Origin of the sequence: Clostridium sp. HBUAS56017, assembly GCF_007115085.1 — a bacterium.
GTDB lineage: Bacteria > Bacillota > Clostridia > Clostridiales > Clostridiaceae > Clostridium > Clostridium cibarium.
In genome coordinates this window covers 436-18,669 of sequence record NZ_SULK01000010.1, presented here as the reverse complement: position 1 = coordinate 18,669, position 18,234 = coordinate 436, and the positions used below count along the sequence as shown (strand labels likewise).

The window sequence follows — 18,234 nt, the reverse complement described above, 5'->3', positions numbered from 1 at the left end:
TTTTGTTTCTTCCTTAGCCTTAGTAACTTCTACTTTTTTCTCATCTTTAACCTTTTCTTTAACTTCTATACCTGTTTTATCTTTTAAAGCTTTATCCTTAGCTAATGCACTATTTTCCACCTTATTTTCTACCTTTTGAGCTGGCATCTTAGCTTGCTCTACCTTAGGACTTTCCTTAGCTTCTACAACCTTTTGATCCTTTACATTTTCTGCTACTGCAGCACTTGTTGGTACTGACTGTAATACCAAACCTAAAACTACTGCTCCAGTTAATGTCTTCCTCATTATATTTCTCGCTATTTTACTCACACTTATCCCCCTAATCGATAATATCCTATTTAACTTTTATTTTTAATTTTACTGTTTCAAAAAGAATTCAAAGAAATAGGAAACAGATTTTTTCCATTTCCTAAAGCTTTTTAATGTTTATATTTTTTCTTCTTTCTTGCTGCATTCATACCAAGTACAGACATAACTCCTACTCCTAAAACACCCAACATTCCTACATCTCCTGTTTTTGCTGTAGAACCATTTCCTACCTTACTAACAGGCTTACTTGTTGTTGCACTTGTATTGTTTGCTATTGCCTTTGCATCGTTTCCTTGTGGTACTGCTTGACCCTTACTTGGATCGCTATTTTCATTTTGTATTCTATACTTTACTGGCTGTTCAATAACTGCACTATACACAAAGAAAGGTATATCGTTATATCCTTCTGGTGTTGTTGCTCTACCTCCAATTTTATCAGGAGTAACATTAATCTTTAATTTAGTATCTTCTTTTACATTATCCCAAGAAAATTCATCGGTATTTTCATTATATTTACCTTTGCCATTTTGATATTTTACGGTTTTATCATTTACAGTCAATCCTTTTATAGGATTTTTTACTACAACTTTTCCATCAGCTGTTCTTACCTCATCTAAAGATATCTCTTGATCTGCTAAATTTACTTGTCGAATATTTTTTAATGGAGTCACATCTACTACTCTGTTTCCTTTAAGAGTAATATAATTTAATCTTGTTAATCCTTCTAAAGGACTTACATCGCTTATCTTATTATCATTAAGATTAGCTCCTTCCAATTTACTCAAAGCTTTCAAAGGACTTATATCACTTATTTCATTACTATTTATCACTATCCCTCTCAACTCTTTTAATTCCTTCAATGGACTTATATCACTTACTCTATTTTTATATAAATCTAATTCTCTTAGACTGGTTAATCCTCTTAATGGAGTTAAATCACTTATTTCATTTTCTTCCAACCATAAATCAGTTAAACTTTTCAAATTTTTCACCATACTCAAATCACTTATTCCAGAAAAATTTAAATTTAATAATGTCAAATTTGTTAGCTCGTTTAAAGCACTATAATCACTTATATTTTTCGTTGCTAAAGATAAATTAGTAAGATTTTTTAAACCTCTTATTGCACTTATATCTGTTACATTAGTACCACCTAATCCCAATTGAGTTAAGTTAGTTAATCCTGATAGTACACTTATATCGCTTATTGGATTACCTGCGAATTCTAAATCAGTTAAGTTTGTTAATCCTTTTAATAGGCTTATATCGCTTACTTTATCTCCAGATAACTGTAATGAAGTTATACCTGTACAATATTGTATTCCTTCTAAATTTGCAATTTCTCTTTCGTTAAATCTTAAAGTTCCTTTTATTCCATTTAACTTTCTTACAGTTATAGCAGCATCCGAAGCTTGCTTCAATTCCTCATTCAAGGCTTTCTTTAAGTTAGCATCAGGAATATTAACAACTTCATCTTCATTAGATGCTGCCTGATTTTTAGTTAAGCTACCTTTTGTGGCAGTAACATTATTATCAGTAGCTTCCTTATTTGAAGCTTTTGTTTCTTCCTTAGCCTTAGTAACTTCTGTTTTTTTCTCATCTTTAACCTTTTCTTTAACTTCTATATCTGCTTTATCTTTTAAAACTTTATCCTTAGCTAATGCACTATCTTCCACCTTATTCTCTACCTTTTGAGCTGGCATCTTAGCTTGCTCTACCTTAGGACTTTCCTTAGCTTCTACAACCTTTTGATCCTTTACATTTCCTTCTACTGCAGCACTTGTTGATACTGACTGTAATACCAAACCTAAGACTACAGCTCCAGTTAATGTCTTCTTCATTATATTTCTCGCTATTTTACTCACACTTATCCCCCTAATCGATAACATTCTGTTTAGCTTTTATTTTTATTTCTAATTTTACTGTTTCAAAAAGACTCTACATCCAATTTTATAGGTTCCAATAATATATGTAAATAGGACCTTATTCAGGAATTTTATAGGACTTTAGTCCTATTTACCCATATAATTCAAGTTAAATAAACCCTTTAGAAACATAGCAGACATCAGTATATTGCTAGTTTTCTAAAAGGTTACTTAAATGCATCTCTATTCTTTTGTCTTTCAGTAACTCCTATCTTAACAAAAACATATCTCATGGAACTATCTCCTGAAACTATGTGAAATATTGGCGTTATCTGATATAAGTTATTATCATTTATATAAGTTATAAGGTTAAAATAAGCTAATTCAGTATTATTCTCTATATCTTCATATATACAGGTCGAAACCATATTTTCAATACTATAATAGCTATGAAAATCTAGGTCATAAAGATCAAATATTAAATCTTCATGTATAGGCATAAAGAATTCACCTTCTACCTGTTCAGCCATGGGTAAACTATTTATAGAATAGAAAAAGGGTCCCTTAGCACTTAACTTCTTGCTAGTAATACTCTTAAAAAAGTTATTAACTTCTTCTTCCATGTTTTTATAATAAAAATTTACTTTTTTAGATACTACATTACTAAATCTAAGATTATCCTTCGGATTTGTATACATAATTACTTCTCCTCTTGTATTGGTGCAAAAATATCTATTATTCCTGAACCATATACCTCTAAATATATATTATAAAATGGCTCTTTGACTTGAAAATTCTGCGCCTTTGCACAAGCTCTAATAATATCATAGGACTCTTCTAGCTTTTCAGTTAAATCTACATGTTTTAAAGCTAATCCATCTTCTATTAAAAAATGATTGTAAAATGTATATTTACTATTTTCTTTTATCTTTAATCTGTTATTAACAGGTATATAAAAGCTATAGTCACCTTCTCCTTCTTCTCTGTTAAAATTCTCCACCTTATAAAAAATCGGCCCTGTTGCATATAATCCATTTTTGATTACTGCGTTCCTTAATTCTTGTGCATCCTTATACCAATCCTTAACACTACTTCTCGTCTTTGCACATAAAACGTTATTAAACTTTAATGATGAACGCCTTATCTCCATTAGAATAACCCCACCTTCTGACTATTATGCTGAATTTCCCGTCAATTATAACTCTCTCTAAAATCTATCCTATTTAAATAGTATGTAAACTAACTACATCAAAATAGGATAGGCTTCAGCAGCCTCTTTAGTTCATCCTTTAGAATAAAAACTTATTACCAAAATATTTTATCCATAGTATTACCTACATTGTTACAAATACTTCCTATATCTCCAAGTACAAAATCATCACTACTGTAATTCTCTAAAGATACCTTTTGATTTTGTAATATGCTAAGTCCATCTTTTGTTATAGTTCCAACAACAGTTCCTACTGGAGGTAAAAGCAATGAATCTTTCTCACTGTTATTATGAGAAATTTCATTTATACCATTATCTAGAACAAAATCCTTTACACTATCTGTATCTCCCTTTTGTAAAGTTTCATAATTAGAAACAATAGTAACTACTGTACTTATAGCACCTACTCTTTTAGTTGATTTACCTGGATTACAAATATTTATCCATTCCTTTGGCTTAAAATCATCCCATACTTTCAGACTCTTCTTTAACTTATTTTCTATTTCCTTTGAAGAATCCTCTTGTGTATGTATAAAACTTGAAAAATCACCAAACTTAGAAGTACTTTTTCTGCTATTTTCCTCATATTCATCTGGTGAATTAAACACCTCAAATGTATTATCTGCTGTAGATTTACTTACCTTAATTCTCATTCTTCCACTTACTACTTGTAAAGCAAAACCTAAAGTATTATAGTCATTTATTTTTAGAAAAGTTCGTGAAGAAGACTTTGTTTTCTTATCTATATTCGAACCAGTTAATAACTCTCCATCTTCTCCATAGCTATTTAAAGAAAATCTTCTTTCTTGAACGAGCTTAATACTAGCATTTATTACTTGTGTTTCACAACTTTCATACTTTTCAGCAGAATTATCAATGAAACTTGAAAGGTTATTTAACATAGCACTTATGCTAGCAAAATTTTTATGAATTGATTTAAGGCTACTGCTAACATAACTCTTTCTAATAATCTTTGGATCCAATCGTGTACTAATAGATAGAACGCTGAAATCTAAGGAATCTATTTGTTTTTTTATTGCATTAACTTGATTTACTGACATTTTTACTTCTTCAGTATTTATTTTAATTCCTATAGTTCTCACCAACTTTCTATATAATCACTACCACCCTTATTTTTATTCTATTTCATCTGCTGCTTCTAAGATCTCATCACTTAATGTATTAAGCATTCTGTTTAACTGAGTTATTTCATTTGTAATAAGGCATAAAGCTTCATTCAGATACCCAACTTCAGTTCCCTTCCAGTTGCTATTAATGTCTTCACCTAAAGTTGTTACCTTTAATTTAATTGAGTTTAATGTCTCAATATAAGTAGATATATTTGTTGTCTCGCTATTTATAGCTGAATAATTTGCATCCATAACTTTGTACTTCTTTTCTTAAATATTCATTTATTGAAATGCGCTAGCATTATTATTTATTGTAGTTTCTGCTCTATCATAAGTATTAACTGTGTCATCTAAAAACTTTGCATAAGAATCTATTATTCTCTTATACTCTTCAAACTTTGGAACTAATTTGTTAAAATTACCTCTTATAGTATTTGAAGCGTCACTTTGCCAAGCCCCTGCTAGAGCATCCATTTCTTTTTTTATATCATCTAGCCTTGCACTAAGTTGAGTGTTTAAATTTCTTATTGTTTGAGATGTTCTAGTAACCTCACCTAAGGTTATCTTTATCCCTTCAACTGCCATACTTAAATTCCTCCTTTTAGTTTGTTAGGCCTTTAGCTTGAGTTAACACTTCATTTTGAGTGTTCTTATAAGTCATTGCACTATTTCTTAAAAAAGTAGCGTAATCTTCCATCAGTTTTTTCATCTTCTCAAAGTCATCTAAAAAGCCTTTAATTTGACTAGTATATGCTATATTATCTGCACCTTGCCAGTCAGTTCCCATAGAGTCTACCTCACTAAATAGCTGAGTATAGATTCTTGTATAATCTGCTGCTTCCTGCTCCATCTTTGCTGCTGCTGATTCAAGTTTACTTGGATCAACTGTAATGCTTCTTCCCATTCTCAAAATCCCTCCTAGACTAAGATTTATAACAACATTAACTTAGAGCCATTTCTTAGCCCTAATTCTTCTGAAGACCTATTAACATTTAATAATTTCCCTGTAGATTTCTCACAAAACAATGACACTTCTTGATCATTAAAAAATCCATTAGACAATTCACTTATTGCCTTAGAAATCAAAAAGGTAACCTCATAAAACCTTAGTTTTAATGGTATATACACATCATAGCTCTTATTAGCTGATGGCAAAAACACTTCAACTAAAACTTTTTCCATAAACTTATTCCTCCTCTAAATCTATAGATGATACAAGCTTAATAAGCTTAACCTTACCTTGATTAATGGCGTATCCAAATTCATTTCCAATCTCTTCGTACATATCATTTGTAAATCTTGCTATCTTAAATTGATATTGGTTTGTTATTCCATTACCAATCCAAACTCCATCATTTAATGAAATATGTTTCTTAAACCATGGTTCATATGTAAATTCGCTTATAATCTTTGGTGTATCAACTATTACAAAATTTATATTGTAAGTTTCTTGTCCGTTCTCTAAAAATACTCTTACCTTATCTTTTCCATCTTCAGAGAGGTACTTCATAAAATCGCCAAATGAATTTATTATACATTTAATCTTTCTATATACTGGAATGTCTCTGCCACTTTCCTTTGCTGCTTTTATAGTATTATGACGTTCCACCAATATATTAAATAATTCAACTGCAATTTCTTCAAATTCACTTACATTGCTAATGTATTTATAGTTCTTTTCTTCCCCTATAAATGATTGTCCCCCATCTACTACAATTATGTCTTCATCATACTTAGTCATTACTTCAGCTAAGCCTTGTGCAAAACTAGTTTCTCTTATACTTTCAGTTAAAACCAATGATATAAATTTGCTATTAAAATCATAACAATTTACCTTTAAACTACTTTTTTCTACCCCTATTGGTACTTTATTCCCCCTTACAGATTTGATTTCATGAAGCAAATATTTTGCATCTACCTTTTCAGGTAATATAGGTATCTTTTTAGCACAATCTTTAGTCCACATTTCACTGTAATTATTGCAATATGCTCTTACCAGATCAAATGTATTTTCTATATCCTTAAAAATATGTGCTGTTTGGAATTCATAGGTTTTACCTAATTTGAATATTCCTCTACCTTTAAACTTGGATGGTACCACCCCCGAGGTATGTCCAAGTACTGCTGAATACTCAGCTTCATCATTAAGCTGTAACACTAATAACTGCTTAAAGTTTTGAACTAATCTGTATCTTACACTGCTGGTATTAAGAGCTGTGATTACAAAATATATTCCATATTTTGTTCCTTCTCTAGTTAAATAACTTACATCCTCTTCCTTCTCTCCATACCCTTCTGTAAAAGCTGCGAAATTATGAATTATTACTAGTATGGATTCTATCTTCTTACCACTATTTCTTATGTAGGAATTATAATCACCACCATAGTCTGAGAATAATTTTTTTCTTTTTTTAATTTCAACGTAAAGCATTTTAAATAAATTATTAATCTTCTCACTATGGTAGGATAAAAGAACATCTCCTACATGTGGCGCCTTTTTAAATGATCTTAAGGTTTCTGAAGCGAAATCTAAAATGTACATATTTAACTCTTCTGGCGTATGTTCTTCCATTAATGAATATATCAAGGAAGTTAAAAAAGTAGTTTTCCCATTTCCAGCAGAACCATATAAAATCACATTTCCCTCTCTTGAAAGAGGCAATGTCATTATATGTTGTGATTGATTTGTAGGGTCATCGTATTCCCCTATCACTGGCTCTAAGAGGAACTCCTTACTCTTTGGTATATGATATTTCTTCTTTAGCTCATCTATATAAATTAATTCTGCTATTGGCTCTAACCATAATGGTTTAACCTTTAGCTTTTCCTCCTTAGCAATATCTGAAATAAACTTAACTATTTCATCAATTTGCTTTGGTGGATTAGAACTAACTTCAGTCCTTTTATTAAGCTTTAAGCTTTTCATAACTCTTCCAAGCTTATCTATCACTTGAATTTCTTCATTCTTTTCTATTTCAATTTTATCTGATGGATAATACGGAGCACCTGACCAAGCAGATTGTCCCATCTCAAATAATTCATTAAAGCCTACCTGCAAATAAAATCTTCCTGTTGTAGAAAGCTTAGCTGCATCTGGCCTTTTTATTACATCCATACTGTCAGATATCTCTTGAACCTTCAAAGAAATTCTAAACCTACTATTACTCCAGATTTGATCATCAACTATTCCTGAAGGCTTTTGAGTTGCAAGTATTAAGTGCACCCCTAAACTTCTACCTATTCTAGCAGCACTTACAAGCTGTTCCATAAATTCTGGCTGGCTAGTTTTAAGTTCTGCAAACTCATCAGAAATTATAAATAAATGTTGAAGGGGCTCAAATACCTTGCCCTCCCTATAGAGCTTTTGGTATTTATATATATCTATATTACTTACCCCTAAGTTTTTACTAGTTTCACTAAATATCCCTTGCCTGCGCTTCAGTTCACTTTGTATTGAAATTAATGATCTTTTAACTGCTGCTCCATCTAGATTTGTAATAGTTCCTGCTAAATGTGGCAAATTAGTAAATGTATTTGCCATTCCTCCACCTTTATAATCAATAAGTATAAAAGCTACTTCATCTGGATGATAATTGACTGCTAAAGATAATATAAAAGTCATTATAAACTCACTTTTACCCGAACCAGTCATCCCAGCTATAAGTCCGTGCGGTCCATGAAACTTCTCATGGAGATCAAGTTTAAACGCTTCTCCCATGGTATCTACACCTATTTCAGTTTCAAGTGCTTTAGTTGGATTATTTTCCTTCCATCTTTCTAGAATATTTAAATGCTCTATCTTAGATACTTTAAACATTTCTAGAAAGGTTAATGTTTCTGGAAGCACAAAACTATTAGTTAATGTATCAAGTTTTATGTTAGCTAAATCAATTGCTACCTCTTCCATTATATCTGCTGAAAGAATATCAACTTTAAACTCTGTATATCTCCCTGAAATATCATACTTGTCATAAATTTTAGACATTCCCTGATTTATTTCAATTACCTTTGTACATTCCTTAGGAAGATTTTTCAGCTCATCATATAAAGTTACTATCCTAAAACCTAAATCTTTCTTTTCTTCTAAAATAGTCTTAATGAACTCAGCTTTATTTCCTAATGTTTTGCTCAAAGAAAAAATAACAAATCTCGGAATTTCCTCGTCTATTTCTTCGTTACTTAGTGAAGATCTATAAATTATTTCTTTTTCTATCTCACTAGATAACTCCTTTACATCTTGAGCATTAGTCCCTATAAATCTAATACTCTTATCGCCCTTCCAAGTATGTGGTAGCCACTTTGTAAAGCTCCAATCCTTCTCTTCTTCATCATCATAAATAAATATAAGCTTTAACTCATCATATCCATGTAGAGCCATAAGCTGTAATATAATTGATTTAAGAAGTGCCTTAGTCATTTCTCTTTCTCCAATAATCCCACAAACCTTTTCTTCAAGGAATGATAGAGTTATTGGCACATCATGTAATACCTTTGGCTCATCCAACAACTTATATAACTCCTCTAAGAGATTATCCTCTTCAACTGTAAATTTCTTACCTTGAGTTTTAATCTCTGCATCTAGTGGCATGTCCCCTATTCCAAGCCTAACCTTTAAAAAGTCGTTGTGATTATTAGTCCTTTCCCAGAGATTTCTTTCATGATTTTGAATACGTGCAATACATTCCTCTGGCGAAATATTATTTTCATATAATATTTCTATTTGTTTTTCTGCCTCAATATTTATGTCTTGTCTTATTTGGGATAAATATTCTTTATACCTTCTTTGTCTTACTTCTTCTGCTTCCTTGTTTTTTCTTTTTTCATACCTTTTAGATAGAACAGGCCATAGAACTGTTCCAAGTAGCATGCTAAAAGACATTATCAAAGTTGGCATAGCTGTCATTACATCATTACCAGAACGAAGAACATTATTAAGTGTAACCATTCCAGTAAAAAGACTTGCCATACCCATAGTCATTGCAGGTCCCAGCATAAAGATTATAGGCATTTCATTTTTATTTCCTCTTGATGGTGGACTATCAATTGTAAAATTTACTCTTTCAATATCCCTTTTGAATCTAGGCGAACGATAAAAGACATCATTATCTTCATCCTTAATATCAAAATCATCAAATTCTTCTTCACATGCCATTTCTGGTTCTTCTTGTTTAAACTCTTCTAACGCAAATTCACTTATCTCTACTAGATTATCTGGATTATTTATTCCAATTAACCTTCCATTGTAGATTATTTTAAGCCCCATTATATAAATAGCATCACCATTTGATAATAATTTTTCTTTTATCTTTATCCCATTAACATATGTTCCATTAGAACTATTATTATCAACTATTGTCCCGTTTCCCATTGAGTCATATGTAATATAGCAATGTCCAACTGATACTAGTTTATCTGGATAACAAATTTGATTTTGCTTTCCTCTACCTATATTAATTAAACTTTGCTTTACAACATACTTTGTATACTCATAGGTTCCCTTTGTAGGCCTTTGTGTACATAATATGGCTGGTTCTTCACCTATCCTATTTATTCTATAAACATTAGAAGGTTGAAGTTCAAGCTTTGATATTTTTTCATTATTAGAATCATTTAAGTATGCATTTTTGTTTGATTTTAAAAACCATTTTCCCTCTTCTTCTTCTATAGCTATCAAAGGGACTTTTTTCTTGTTTTTGTCTATGGTTTTTATTATGTATTTCCCTGATATTTTTTGAGGTAAGATAAAATCCAAGCTATTATTTTTATCTAATAATGTTAATAACATTTCATTTATCCCCCTTATTTTGTAATGGTCTTATATTAAATTTGTACTATTTTTATATTTAACCAATTATACGATTTTAATTTTACATTAGCTGAAAATGCATGTAAATAGGACCATTTTACGTATTTTTATAGGACTTTAGTCCCTTTGCTAATTAATTTGAAATATGAAACATATAAGCTACCTCAATTTATTTGAGTTAGCTTATCATTATACCTATAATATACACATATAAGCCAATTTCGAACATAAATGTATATTATTTCTTGATACCTCTTATTATTAAATATATAATTATTAATGAACATGTTCATATATTATTGCAAATAATTAACTGCAAAAGATTAAGAAATGGGGGATAATTTTTATGAAAAACAAAAAATACTTAATCAAATTCTTAGGAAGTATATTACTATTTATTACTTTCTTTAGCTCTAATATTGTATATGCTGTAGATCAATCCACAGCAGATATTTCATCTTTAAGCGTTGAACCTAACAACGCTGGTAACTACATTTCTCTCAACTGGACATCACCTGATAAATCTAACAATTACTCTTATATGATTTATTCCAAAAGATCAACAGATCCATTATATCAAAGTATACCTGCCAAAAATAACGTTAAGGTGTTAAATATATATCCTGGCAAGGGAAACAATTTAAAAACATGGATGGAGACTAATAAATTTGGTAGAAATCTTATATCTGTTGATGAAGTTGATATAGATATATTTAATTCAAATCCTGAAAGTTATCTTAAAGATTCTAACGGCAACTGGAAATATGATGTTATTTATGAAGGTGCCTGGGATTGTAATAAAAAAAAAGATTTATCTCAAAATGCTGAAAAAGTTATAGAAGATTTCATAAAAGCTGGCAGAGGATACTTGGGAGGACATGATACATTTTGGTTTTATTCAGTAAATAGGAACAATTTATGTTCATACCTTAATATTATCCCAAATGTCTCTAAGTCATATGGATATACTTCTGTTACTTTAAACAAAAAAGGTTTACTAACAAATTACCCATGGAACATAGGTAACATTGGTACTAAACTAAACGTTCCTATGTCTCATACTACTGGACAGTTCGCCTTCGGAGATGTTTGGATTAAATATACTGCAAATACAATCAAAGATAACGTATTTACTGGAGTTCCTAGTAGTGATAATAATCCTGAGGTGACTAGTTATAATGGAAAAGCGACTACAAATAACTTCTATCTAACTACATGGAACAACACTGCTATGATTCAAACTGGACATTCAGATGGATCTGCTACTGAAGATGAACAAAAAATCTTAGCAAACACCTTATTCTATTTAGCTCAAGTAACAGAAGCAACAAGTTGGAATGATCACAAAGGACAAGATTTAGATGGGCCTACCAAACCAAATATAACTAATATTACAACTGATATTACTAATAATAAAACTAATATAACTTTTGATCCTTCCACTGATAATGGTACTACTTATGATTATTATGTTGAAGCAACAGAATTAAAAACCGGAAACAAGACAAAATCCGATACAAAATCTGGAACTATTACCACTGGACTTAAAGGATATTCAATCGTTGTTGATAAAAATCCAAATACTATTCCTAAAAATGAAATTACTACAACTTCAAATAACTACACTGTAGATCAATCATATACTGATGATTTTTATGTTCATGTTGCTGCTATCGATAATGCTGGAAATATGTCTGAGGTATCACATTATAAATATTCATATCCAACACTTACATTAACTCCAAGCACAACTGCAGAAACAAGTGATCCTGTCACTATAACTGCTACTGCAGCAAGTACTGGATCTGGAATTGATAAAATACAAACACCTGATGGAAATTGGGTAAATGCTTCTACTACAGATTATGCTGTATCTGAAAATGGTACTTATACATTTGTTGCAGTAGATAAAGAAGGTCATAAAACTACTAATGATATCACAATTTCTAACATTATTCCTAAGGTAATTTTAAACATAGACCCTGAAAAGAGTAGAATTCATTTAAATGAAAATGTATCAGCTTTCTTAACTATAGATAACATTAAGGAAATTGCAGCTGAAGATATTAGAATAAAATACGATAGCTCTAAATTAAAGTTCTTAGATTTTAATGAAGTTGATGGGATAAAATTAGTTAAGAATAATGTACAAGATGGAGAATTAAGATTTATTCTAGTAAGTAAAGGCCTTGCAAATGTTGTTAACTCAAAAAAAACATTATTAAAGTTAAACTTTAAAGGAATTGCCCCTGGAGATGCTCTAATAGACGTTACTAAAGGACGAGTATCTGATGGTATAAAAATGGAGAGAGATTTAAAGGATGCAGAGTGTGGACAAGCTATTATAAATATATCAGATAAAGAATTAACTGATGTTAATAATGATGGTGAATTCTCACTATTAGACTTAGCTATTGACGGAAGACATTATGGAGAAGAGCCTACATCTCTTCCTCAATATAATACTGACGTAGTTCTTAATGGCGCTATTGATGATGATGACTTATCTGAAATAGCTAAACTTATGCTTCAAAATCCTAACTATAAATTCTAGAAAATAAGTATAACTTAAAAAAGATGATTTCTCATAATTAGAAATCATCTTTTTTATTTATACCATAAACTAAATCTTAATTGCTACTTCTTTCTCTTTTTATAAACAACAAAACTTACACCAGCAGCTACAACCATGCAACCTAAAGCTAAGCCTACATATGCAAGGGTATTTCCACCCTTGTCATCATTACTTTCAGAATCACTAGCTTCAGAGGCCTGATCTGAAGGTTGTTCTAAAGCTCCATTTTCCTGATTTTGTCCATCCTTATTTTCTGAAGCGTTATTATTTGCTGTTTGTCCATCCTTATTAGTTTCACTATTGTTATTATTTGATTGATTGGAAGCAACTAATTCTACTTTTTCCTCTGTCTTTTTCCCATCACTTGAAGTTTTTTTTGTTACACTCCAAGTATTTTCTTTGTTTTTAAAATATGTAGAACTCATCTCTTTTACATTTCCATCTACCTTGCTTACAAGTTGATATTGAAAATCCTGCTTTCCAACTGTTAGTTGTCCATCTTTTAAAGCCTTAGCCTTTATTGTAACAAAATTACTTTGCCCACTAATTCCTTGTTCATCTGCTGACATAAAGGTAAATCCATATCTTGCCTTATTACCTTGTCTCGCAACATCATTATATGCTTCAAAAGGATTATGCTCCTTAATTTTAGGGCTAACTTCTATAGAACTTACTTGTAATAAAGTATTGTCATATGTATATTCAACTGAACCTGCATAAAAATTTGTTAAATTATCTAAGTTTACAGTTATCTCTATATCTGATCCTGCTTTGACATGTCCATCTCCATCTACATTTGTAGTAGCTTTAATTATTGCAGCATTAGGATCTTCTTCCGCTCTAACTATTCTATTATATGGTAGTGTTATTGTTAAAATAAATGTGAATATTAATGTAATAATAGTTGGCTTAAATCTACTTCTACTTTTTTTCATCTCATGTCTCCTCGTATTTACATTATTATATATATTTTATCATAAAATATTAGGACAAGCACTAGAAAATGCTTGTCCTACAGTCTTATAGATTCCTTGAAATTTTAACCAAATCATATATATCAACTATTCCATCGCCATTAATATCATATTTACTATTCCAACCTAATTCACCAGCCCTAGAATTATATGCTTGTCCAACAATGGCTAAATCAGTAAAACTTATATTTCCATCAAAATCAATATCCTCATCTCTAAAACCATTCTTCCCTTTATTTACAAACTCTATATTGGATGTATTAATATACCCCTTAATATTCCAATCATAAAATCCATCAAAATTTCCTAAAGAATTTGGTGTAGTTCTTTCTGGGTTAATTTCAAAACTGTTTACTCCTGCTACACTTGTAGTTTTAGCTGTTGAAATTGCCGAAACCGCCCCTACAAAACTTCCATATCCAGGATTAACAGTTCCTTGTATATTATAAAGAAGATTTCCTGATGATGTTTTTACTGTGTTTGTTCCTGTATATCTAATTAACTGATAATAATTATAGTCTTTCATGTTAGCTACATTTTGATCTGATAAATATAGTTCTATTTCCATTGCAAAAGATACGGCTTTTTCAGACCAAAATGGATCAGATGCATACTTAACATTAGCTCCAAGTTTCTTATTTCCTAGAAAGCCTCCATAATCTCTCCAATCTGTAGTATCAGTATAACCTCTCGATATATATGTTTTTGCAAATTCCATAACACAATCTCTTGTAGAACTATAATAAGTTGCATTCACAGATGTATTATAATCTGTTGCATTTAATCCAAATAAATTGTTCTTCTCTTGAGCTAAAGTTGACATTCCTCTACCAGATTCATTTATAGCTACTGATAAAGCTAATAAAGCATTCACTCCATAAACTTGTTCTGCTTCTTTAAGAGCTTGTCCTAAACCTCTAAGTTTACTTGTACTTTGCGTATTGTTATTTATATATCTATCCAAATCTTCTGCTGTATAGTTTGTTTTAGTTCTGAAAGGTAGATAATTATAATAATTATAGTAAGGATTTTGACTATTAATTGAATTATTATGATTTCCATTTCTAAGATCTCTTGTTAAGGTTATAAGAGAATTAGTTATACCTTGAGAACTATCATAAAAATAATTACCATCATAACTATAATATGTCTGTCCTTCTTTTAGGAAACTAGGTGCTATTCCTATAGTTCTCATAGTTCCTTTTCCTGCGGTATCCATACTTGTTGATATAAAATGCTTTAAAAGTCCATTTGTTACCGTATAGTAGCTTGGATTAGTTACTTGATTTATAGGTTGAATAACTATATCGCTATTATTGTACCCATCATGATTAGGATCTCTATTAATGTCCTTATTCATCCATCCTTCATAACCTGCAACTAATACTTTTGCCTCTCTTTCTCTATCTTCAATAAGAGGCAACTCACTTATGTACCAATCATGTATATATGTATATGCATCAGTTAAACCTGGATCAGCAAAAACATTTGATGTTTCATGTCTTCCAGAAGTATTACTCTTATACCAAGACCTTCCTATATCTTCTGTAGCATAAACAACTTCTCCAACAGAATTTATTACAGTAGGTATTACTACATCAGATGCAAAGGTAACTGTTAAACTACCTGTGCTAGCTTCTGCTGTTTGAACTGCTTTATCATAGGTGCTAGCATTTCCAACATATGAATAACTTCCATCACTGTAAGCTAAAGTCACTTCATAATTAGCATCTGTTTTTGGCACTAATGTTTCATAGCTAGACTTTTCTAGTTCACTTTCCTCTGCAAGTATTTTTTCTTCTTCAGTTAAGTTTTCTTCTTCAGCTGGACTTAGAAAAGTCTTGGTTATAGTTTTAACCACTTTTTTTTCATATTTTTGTCCTGACATTATATCTGCTGCACTTACTGGTATCTGCGGTAGAAGTACCATTGCTAAAACAGACATAGAAATTATTTTTTTTATCATCATTTAGCCCGCCTCTTTCTTAAATATTAACTGTAAAGTGCCAAATTTATCCCCTAATTATAATTTAAATTCAGTTGCAACTTTTGTTATGTCATATATATCTATAATTGAATCTGAATTTACATCATAACTTGCTTTATATAAGCTTGTCCCAGCTTTTGCATTATAGGAATTTCCTAAAATCGCTAAGTCAAGCATATCAACTACTCCATCTGAATTTACATCTTCATTATACGCTATGGATACAGTTTCTGTCTTGCTTATTCCACCTTCAGCATATGATATAACAAGATTTGATCCACTTTGAGATATATCATTTAATTGACCTGAAGTTGCAAAAATAACTCTATCATCTTTATTAGTTAAATTTAATCTATACACATAATATAATTTATTTCCCGCCTCATCATATTTTGCTGAAGCGCAATACGCATTATTTTTATAAACCGCTAAATCCAAAACATAATCAGCATCATAAACTAACGTCTTATTTGCACCTTTTAAGTCAACTGAGTTTAATAAGTAAGTTTTATTTACTATATCTGAATAATATAATTTATCCTTATATCTTTTATAGCTATCTCCACTTCTTAAAAAGCTATATGTTGAATTAACAGCACTAGGATATCCTTGTTCATCCCATACATGGGGGCTTGTACCGCTTTTCATTTCAGCATCTGTTGCATTAAAATATTTATAGGAAACCCAATCGCCACGATCTGGATCATCCCAAGTTAAATCAAGAAAATAATAATATCCATCAAGCTTTATAAAATTCCATGCGTGATTAATTGCCTTACTCGTTACTATACCAGATTCTATACCACTATCTCTTAAGAAAAGCCGTGCTGCTTTTGAATATCCATCACATACAGCAACTCCATTAACTAATGATCCATAGGCTGTATGAGAAATATTAGGGACAGTATTATTTTGATAATTCATCATATCATAGGTAGTATTTTTGATTATGTAATCATGAATTGCATATTCTTTCTCTAAAGCTGTAGTAGCAGTAGATAAATAATTGTTTTTCACTTCTTGAACCTTATCATTAAATTTAGTTTTCATAGAATTTATTGTTGTATTATCGTTGGAATAAGTTACCTTAAGAGTGTATCTTGTTATTTCACTAGATGAATTTTTATAGTACTCACAATCTACACTTAAGTTTGGATAGAAAATTTCTGGATATTCATATAAAGTATCAAAATAATACTCCATAGGTAATTTATATTGACTTTCATATCTAAAATATTGTATATAATTATCTAAATTAATTCTAGTTTGTAGATTTTCTAAACCTGTCTTTATTGCAGCTATTATTTGTTGCTCACCTATTGATGCAGACTTTAATCCAGTATAAGCATTAAAAGTTTGCGTTAAGGTTGTTGGATATTCTTTATAGCTCATGTATTGGTCTAAACTCATAGACCCTTGTACAACTTTTGAATCACTTAAATTTTGAGAACTGCTTGCTTCTATGTTACCATTTTCACCACTAACAATTTCTGCACTTACAGGTAAAAATGTTATTAAATTAAAACTCAATATAAAAAATAAGATTTTAGATACTTTTTTCATCTTTTTTCCCCCTTTTTTATAAACCATTACAATATTATTTTATCATATTTTTCTTCTTATGTCAGATAGTAAAATTACACTATACATTTTGTAATAAAACCTATAAAATATATATGACGAACGAAATAAATTTTACAAAGGGGGAAATGATGTTATTATGAAAAATAACCTAATTAAAAAGATTTGTGCAATTTCTTGTACTTTCATCTTTTTATCGCAATTTACTCTTCCAAGCATTACGACTAAGGCTGCCTTAGAAAGTACAAGCAATGCTACTGTGGAAGATACTACTCTAACTAACAATGAAAATGTTGGTTTACCCAATATATTTACTGGGGGATTAGACAAAAGTTTTATGGCAACTACTAGTAGTATTTCGTATGGTGTAACTGGTTCACCTACTGTGGGTAGTACTATTGATATTGCTGTAAATATATCTTCAGTAAGTAATCTTTACGGAGCTTCTGTTGATTTCTTATATGATACTAGCTTACTTCAAATTGAAAGTATTTCTAAAGGAAGCTTACTATCTAGTGCAGAAGTTAAAACTATTCAAACAACTCCAGTAACTGGACAAGCTAATATTGCTATGTCATTGACTGGTTCTGCAACTCCTATAAGCGGAAGCGGTTCTATTGCTGTAATAAGAGCTAAGATACTTAAAGCTGGAACTATTAATTTAAAAACTACAAGTGGTAATGAGGTTTTATCTTTATATGGGTTTACTACTTGTGTTAAGCTTTCTGATGATCTTGGAAATAAGATTGGATATGGGGCTGTTGATAAGAGCATTACTACTTCAGCAATTACTAGAA

General features: G+C 30.5%; 15 protein-coding genes. 2 read left to right on the top strand and 13 right to left on the bottom strand.

What is annotated here, in order from left to right; all coding sequences use genetic code 11:
* The 10 genes from FAY47_RS20285 to essC all read right to left on the bottom strand — a co-directional run.
* Positions 1-309: hypothetical protein (locus tag FAY47_RS20285; protein ID WP_207706235.1), on the bottom strand; the 309-nt coding region annotated here is incomplete at its 3' end.
* Between the two features lie 110 nt (positions 310-419).
* Positions 420-2,174, bottom strand: a complete 1,755-nt coding sequence (locus tag FAY47_RS09985) for a leucine-rich repeat domain-containing protein (RefSeq protein WP_185966791.1) — start codon at positions 2,172-2,174, stop codon at positions 420-422.
* Positions 2,175-2,401: 227 nt separating this feature from the next.
* The gene (locus tag FAY47_RS09980; RefSeq protein ID WP_143316568.1) at positions 2,402-2,872 is read right to left on the bottom strand and encodes a DUF5085 family protein; all 471 of its coding nucleotides are present in this window, start codon (positions 2,870-2,872) and stop codon (positions 2,402-2,404) included.
* Positions 2,873-2,874: 2 nt separating this feature from the next.
* Positions 2,875-3,324 carry a DUF5085 family protein gene (locus FAY47_RS09975; protein ID WP_143316567.1) on the bottom strand — a complete coding sequence of 150 codons (450 nt, stop codon included), beginning with the start codon at positions 3,322-3,324 and terminating at the stop codon, positions 2,875-2,877.
* 155 nt (positions 3,325-3,479) lie between these two features.
* The gene (locus FAY47_RS09970; protein WP_207706234.1) at positions 3,480-4,487 is read right to left on the bottom strand and encodes a hypothetical protein; all 1,008 of its coding nucleotides are present in this window, start codon (positions 4,485-4,487) and stop codon (positions 3,480-3,482) included.
* 33 nt (positions 4,488-4,520) lie between these two features.
* Positions 4,521-4,766, bottom strand: coding sequence for a hypothetical protein (locus FAY47_RS09965; RefSeq protein WP_143316565.1), 246 nt, complete (start codon positions 4,764-4,766; stop codon positions 4,521-4,523).
* Positions 4,767-4,796: 30 nt separating this feature from the next.
* A complete protein-coding gene (locus FAY47_RS09960; RefSeq protein WP_143316564.1) occupies positions 4,797-5,099 on the bottom strand; it encodes a pore-forming ESAT-6 family protein in 303 nt (100 codons plus the stop codon).
* Between the two features lie 16 nt (positions 5,100-5,115).
* Positions 5,116-5,418, bottom strand: coding sequence for a WXG100 family type VII secretion target (locus FAY47_RS09955; protein WP_143316563.1), 303 nt, complete (start codon positions 5,416-5,418; stop codon positions 5,116-5,118).
* A 26-nt stretch (positions 5,419-5,444) separates the two neighbouring features.
* A complete protein-coding gene (locus tag FAY47_RS09950) occupies positions 5,445-5,696 on the bottom strand; it encodes a methyltransferase (protein ID WP_143316562.1) in 252 nt (83 codons plus the stop codon).
* A 4-nt stretch (positions 5,697-5,700) separates the two neighbouring features.
* A complete protein-coding gene (essC, locus tag FAY47_RS09945) occupies positions 5,701-10,299 on the bottom strand; it encodes a type VII secretion protein EssC (protein WP_143316561.1) in 4,599 nt (1,532 codons plus the stop codon).
* 367 nt (positions 10,300-10,666) lie between these two features.
* Between essC and FAY47_RS09940 the strand changes: the two genes are divergently transcribed.
* The gene (locus FAY47_RS09940) at positions 10,667-12,874 is read left to right on the top strand and encodes a hypothetical protein (protein ID WP_143316560.1); all 2,208 of its coding nucleotides are present in this window, start codon (positions 10,667-10,669) and stop codon (positions 12,872-12,874) included.
* A gap of 83 nt (positions 12,875-12,957) precedes the next feature.
* On the opposite strand, the gene FAY47_RS09935 is transcribed toward FAY47_RS09940, so the two are convergent.
* From FAY47_RS09935 to FAY47_RS09925, 3 genes are all read right to left on the bottom strand, one after another.
* Positions 12,958-13,830: a cohesin domain-containing protein gene (locus FAY47_RS09935; RefSeq protein WP_143316559.1), complete on the bottom strand. Its 873-nt coding sequence runs from the start codon at positions 13,828-13,830 to the stop codon at positions 12,958-12,960.
* 85 nt (positions 13,831-13,915) lie between these two features.
* Complete coding sequence (locus tag FAY47_RS09930; protein ID WP_143316558.1) at positions 13,916-15,838, bottom strand: glucosaminidase domain-containing protein; 1,923 nt, start codon at positions 15,836-15,838, stop codon at positions 13,916-13,918.
* A 54-nt stretch (positions 15,839-15,892) separates the two neighbouring features.
* The gene (locus FAY47_RS09925) at positions 15,893-17,419 is read right to left on the bottom strand and encodes a dockerin type I domain-containing protein (protein WP_185966789.1); all 1,527 of its coding nucleotides are present in this window, start codon (positions 17,417-17,419) and stop codon (positions 15,893-15,895) included.
* 157 nt (positions 17,420-17,576) lie between these two features.
* Here FAY47_RS09925 and FAY47_RS09920 point away from each other — a divergent pair.
* A partial coding sequence (locus FAY47_RS09920) for a cohesin domain-containing protein (protein WP_243129592.1) occupies positions 17,577-18,234 on the top strand: 658 nt, incomplete at its 3' end.

Coding starts and splice junctions, on each gene's coding strand:
- FAY47_RS09980 (WP_143316568.1), bottom strand. CDS start 2,872: ATGTATACAAATCCGAAGGATAATCTTAGATTTAGTAATGTAGTATCT.
- FAY47_RS09975 (WP_143316567.1), bottom strand. CDS start 3,324: ATGGAGATAAGGCGTTCATCATTAAAGTTTAATAACGTTTTATGTGCA.
- FAY47_RS09965 (WP_143316565.1), bottom strand. CDS start 4,766: ATGGATGCAAATTATTCAGCTATAAATAGCGAGACAACAAATATATCT.
- FAY47_RS09960 (WP_143316564.1), bottom strand. CDS start 5,099: ATGGCAGTTGAAGGGATAAAGATAACCTTAGGTGAGGTTACTAGAACA.
- FAY47_RS09955 (WP_143316563.1), bottom strand. CDS start 5,418: ATGGGAAGAAGCATTACAGTTGATCCAAGTAAACTTGAATCAGCAGCA.
- FAY47_RS09950 (WP_143316562.1), bottom strand. CDS start 5,696: ATGGAAAAAGTTTTAGTTGAAGTGTTTTTGCCATCAGCTAATAAGAGC.
- essC (WP_143316561.1), bottom strand. CDS start 10,299: ATGTTATTAACATTATTAGATAAAAATAATAGCTTGGATTTTATCTTA.
- FAY47_RS09940 (WP_143316560.1), top strand. CDS start 10,667: ATGAAAAACAAAAAATACTTAATCAAATTCTTAGGAAGTATATTACTA.
- FAY47_RS09935 (WP_143316559.1), bottom strand. CDS start 13,830: ATGAAAAAAAGTAGAAGTAGATTTAAGCCAACTATTATTACATTAATA.
- FAY47_RS09930 (WP_143316558.1), bottom strand. CDS start 15,838: ATGATGATAAAAAAAATAATTTCTATGTCTGTTTTAGCAATGGTACTT.
- FAY47_RS09925 (WP_185966789.1), bottom strand. CDS start 17,419: ATGAAAAAAGTATCTAAAATCTTATTTTTTATATTGAGTTTTAATTTA.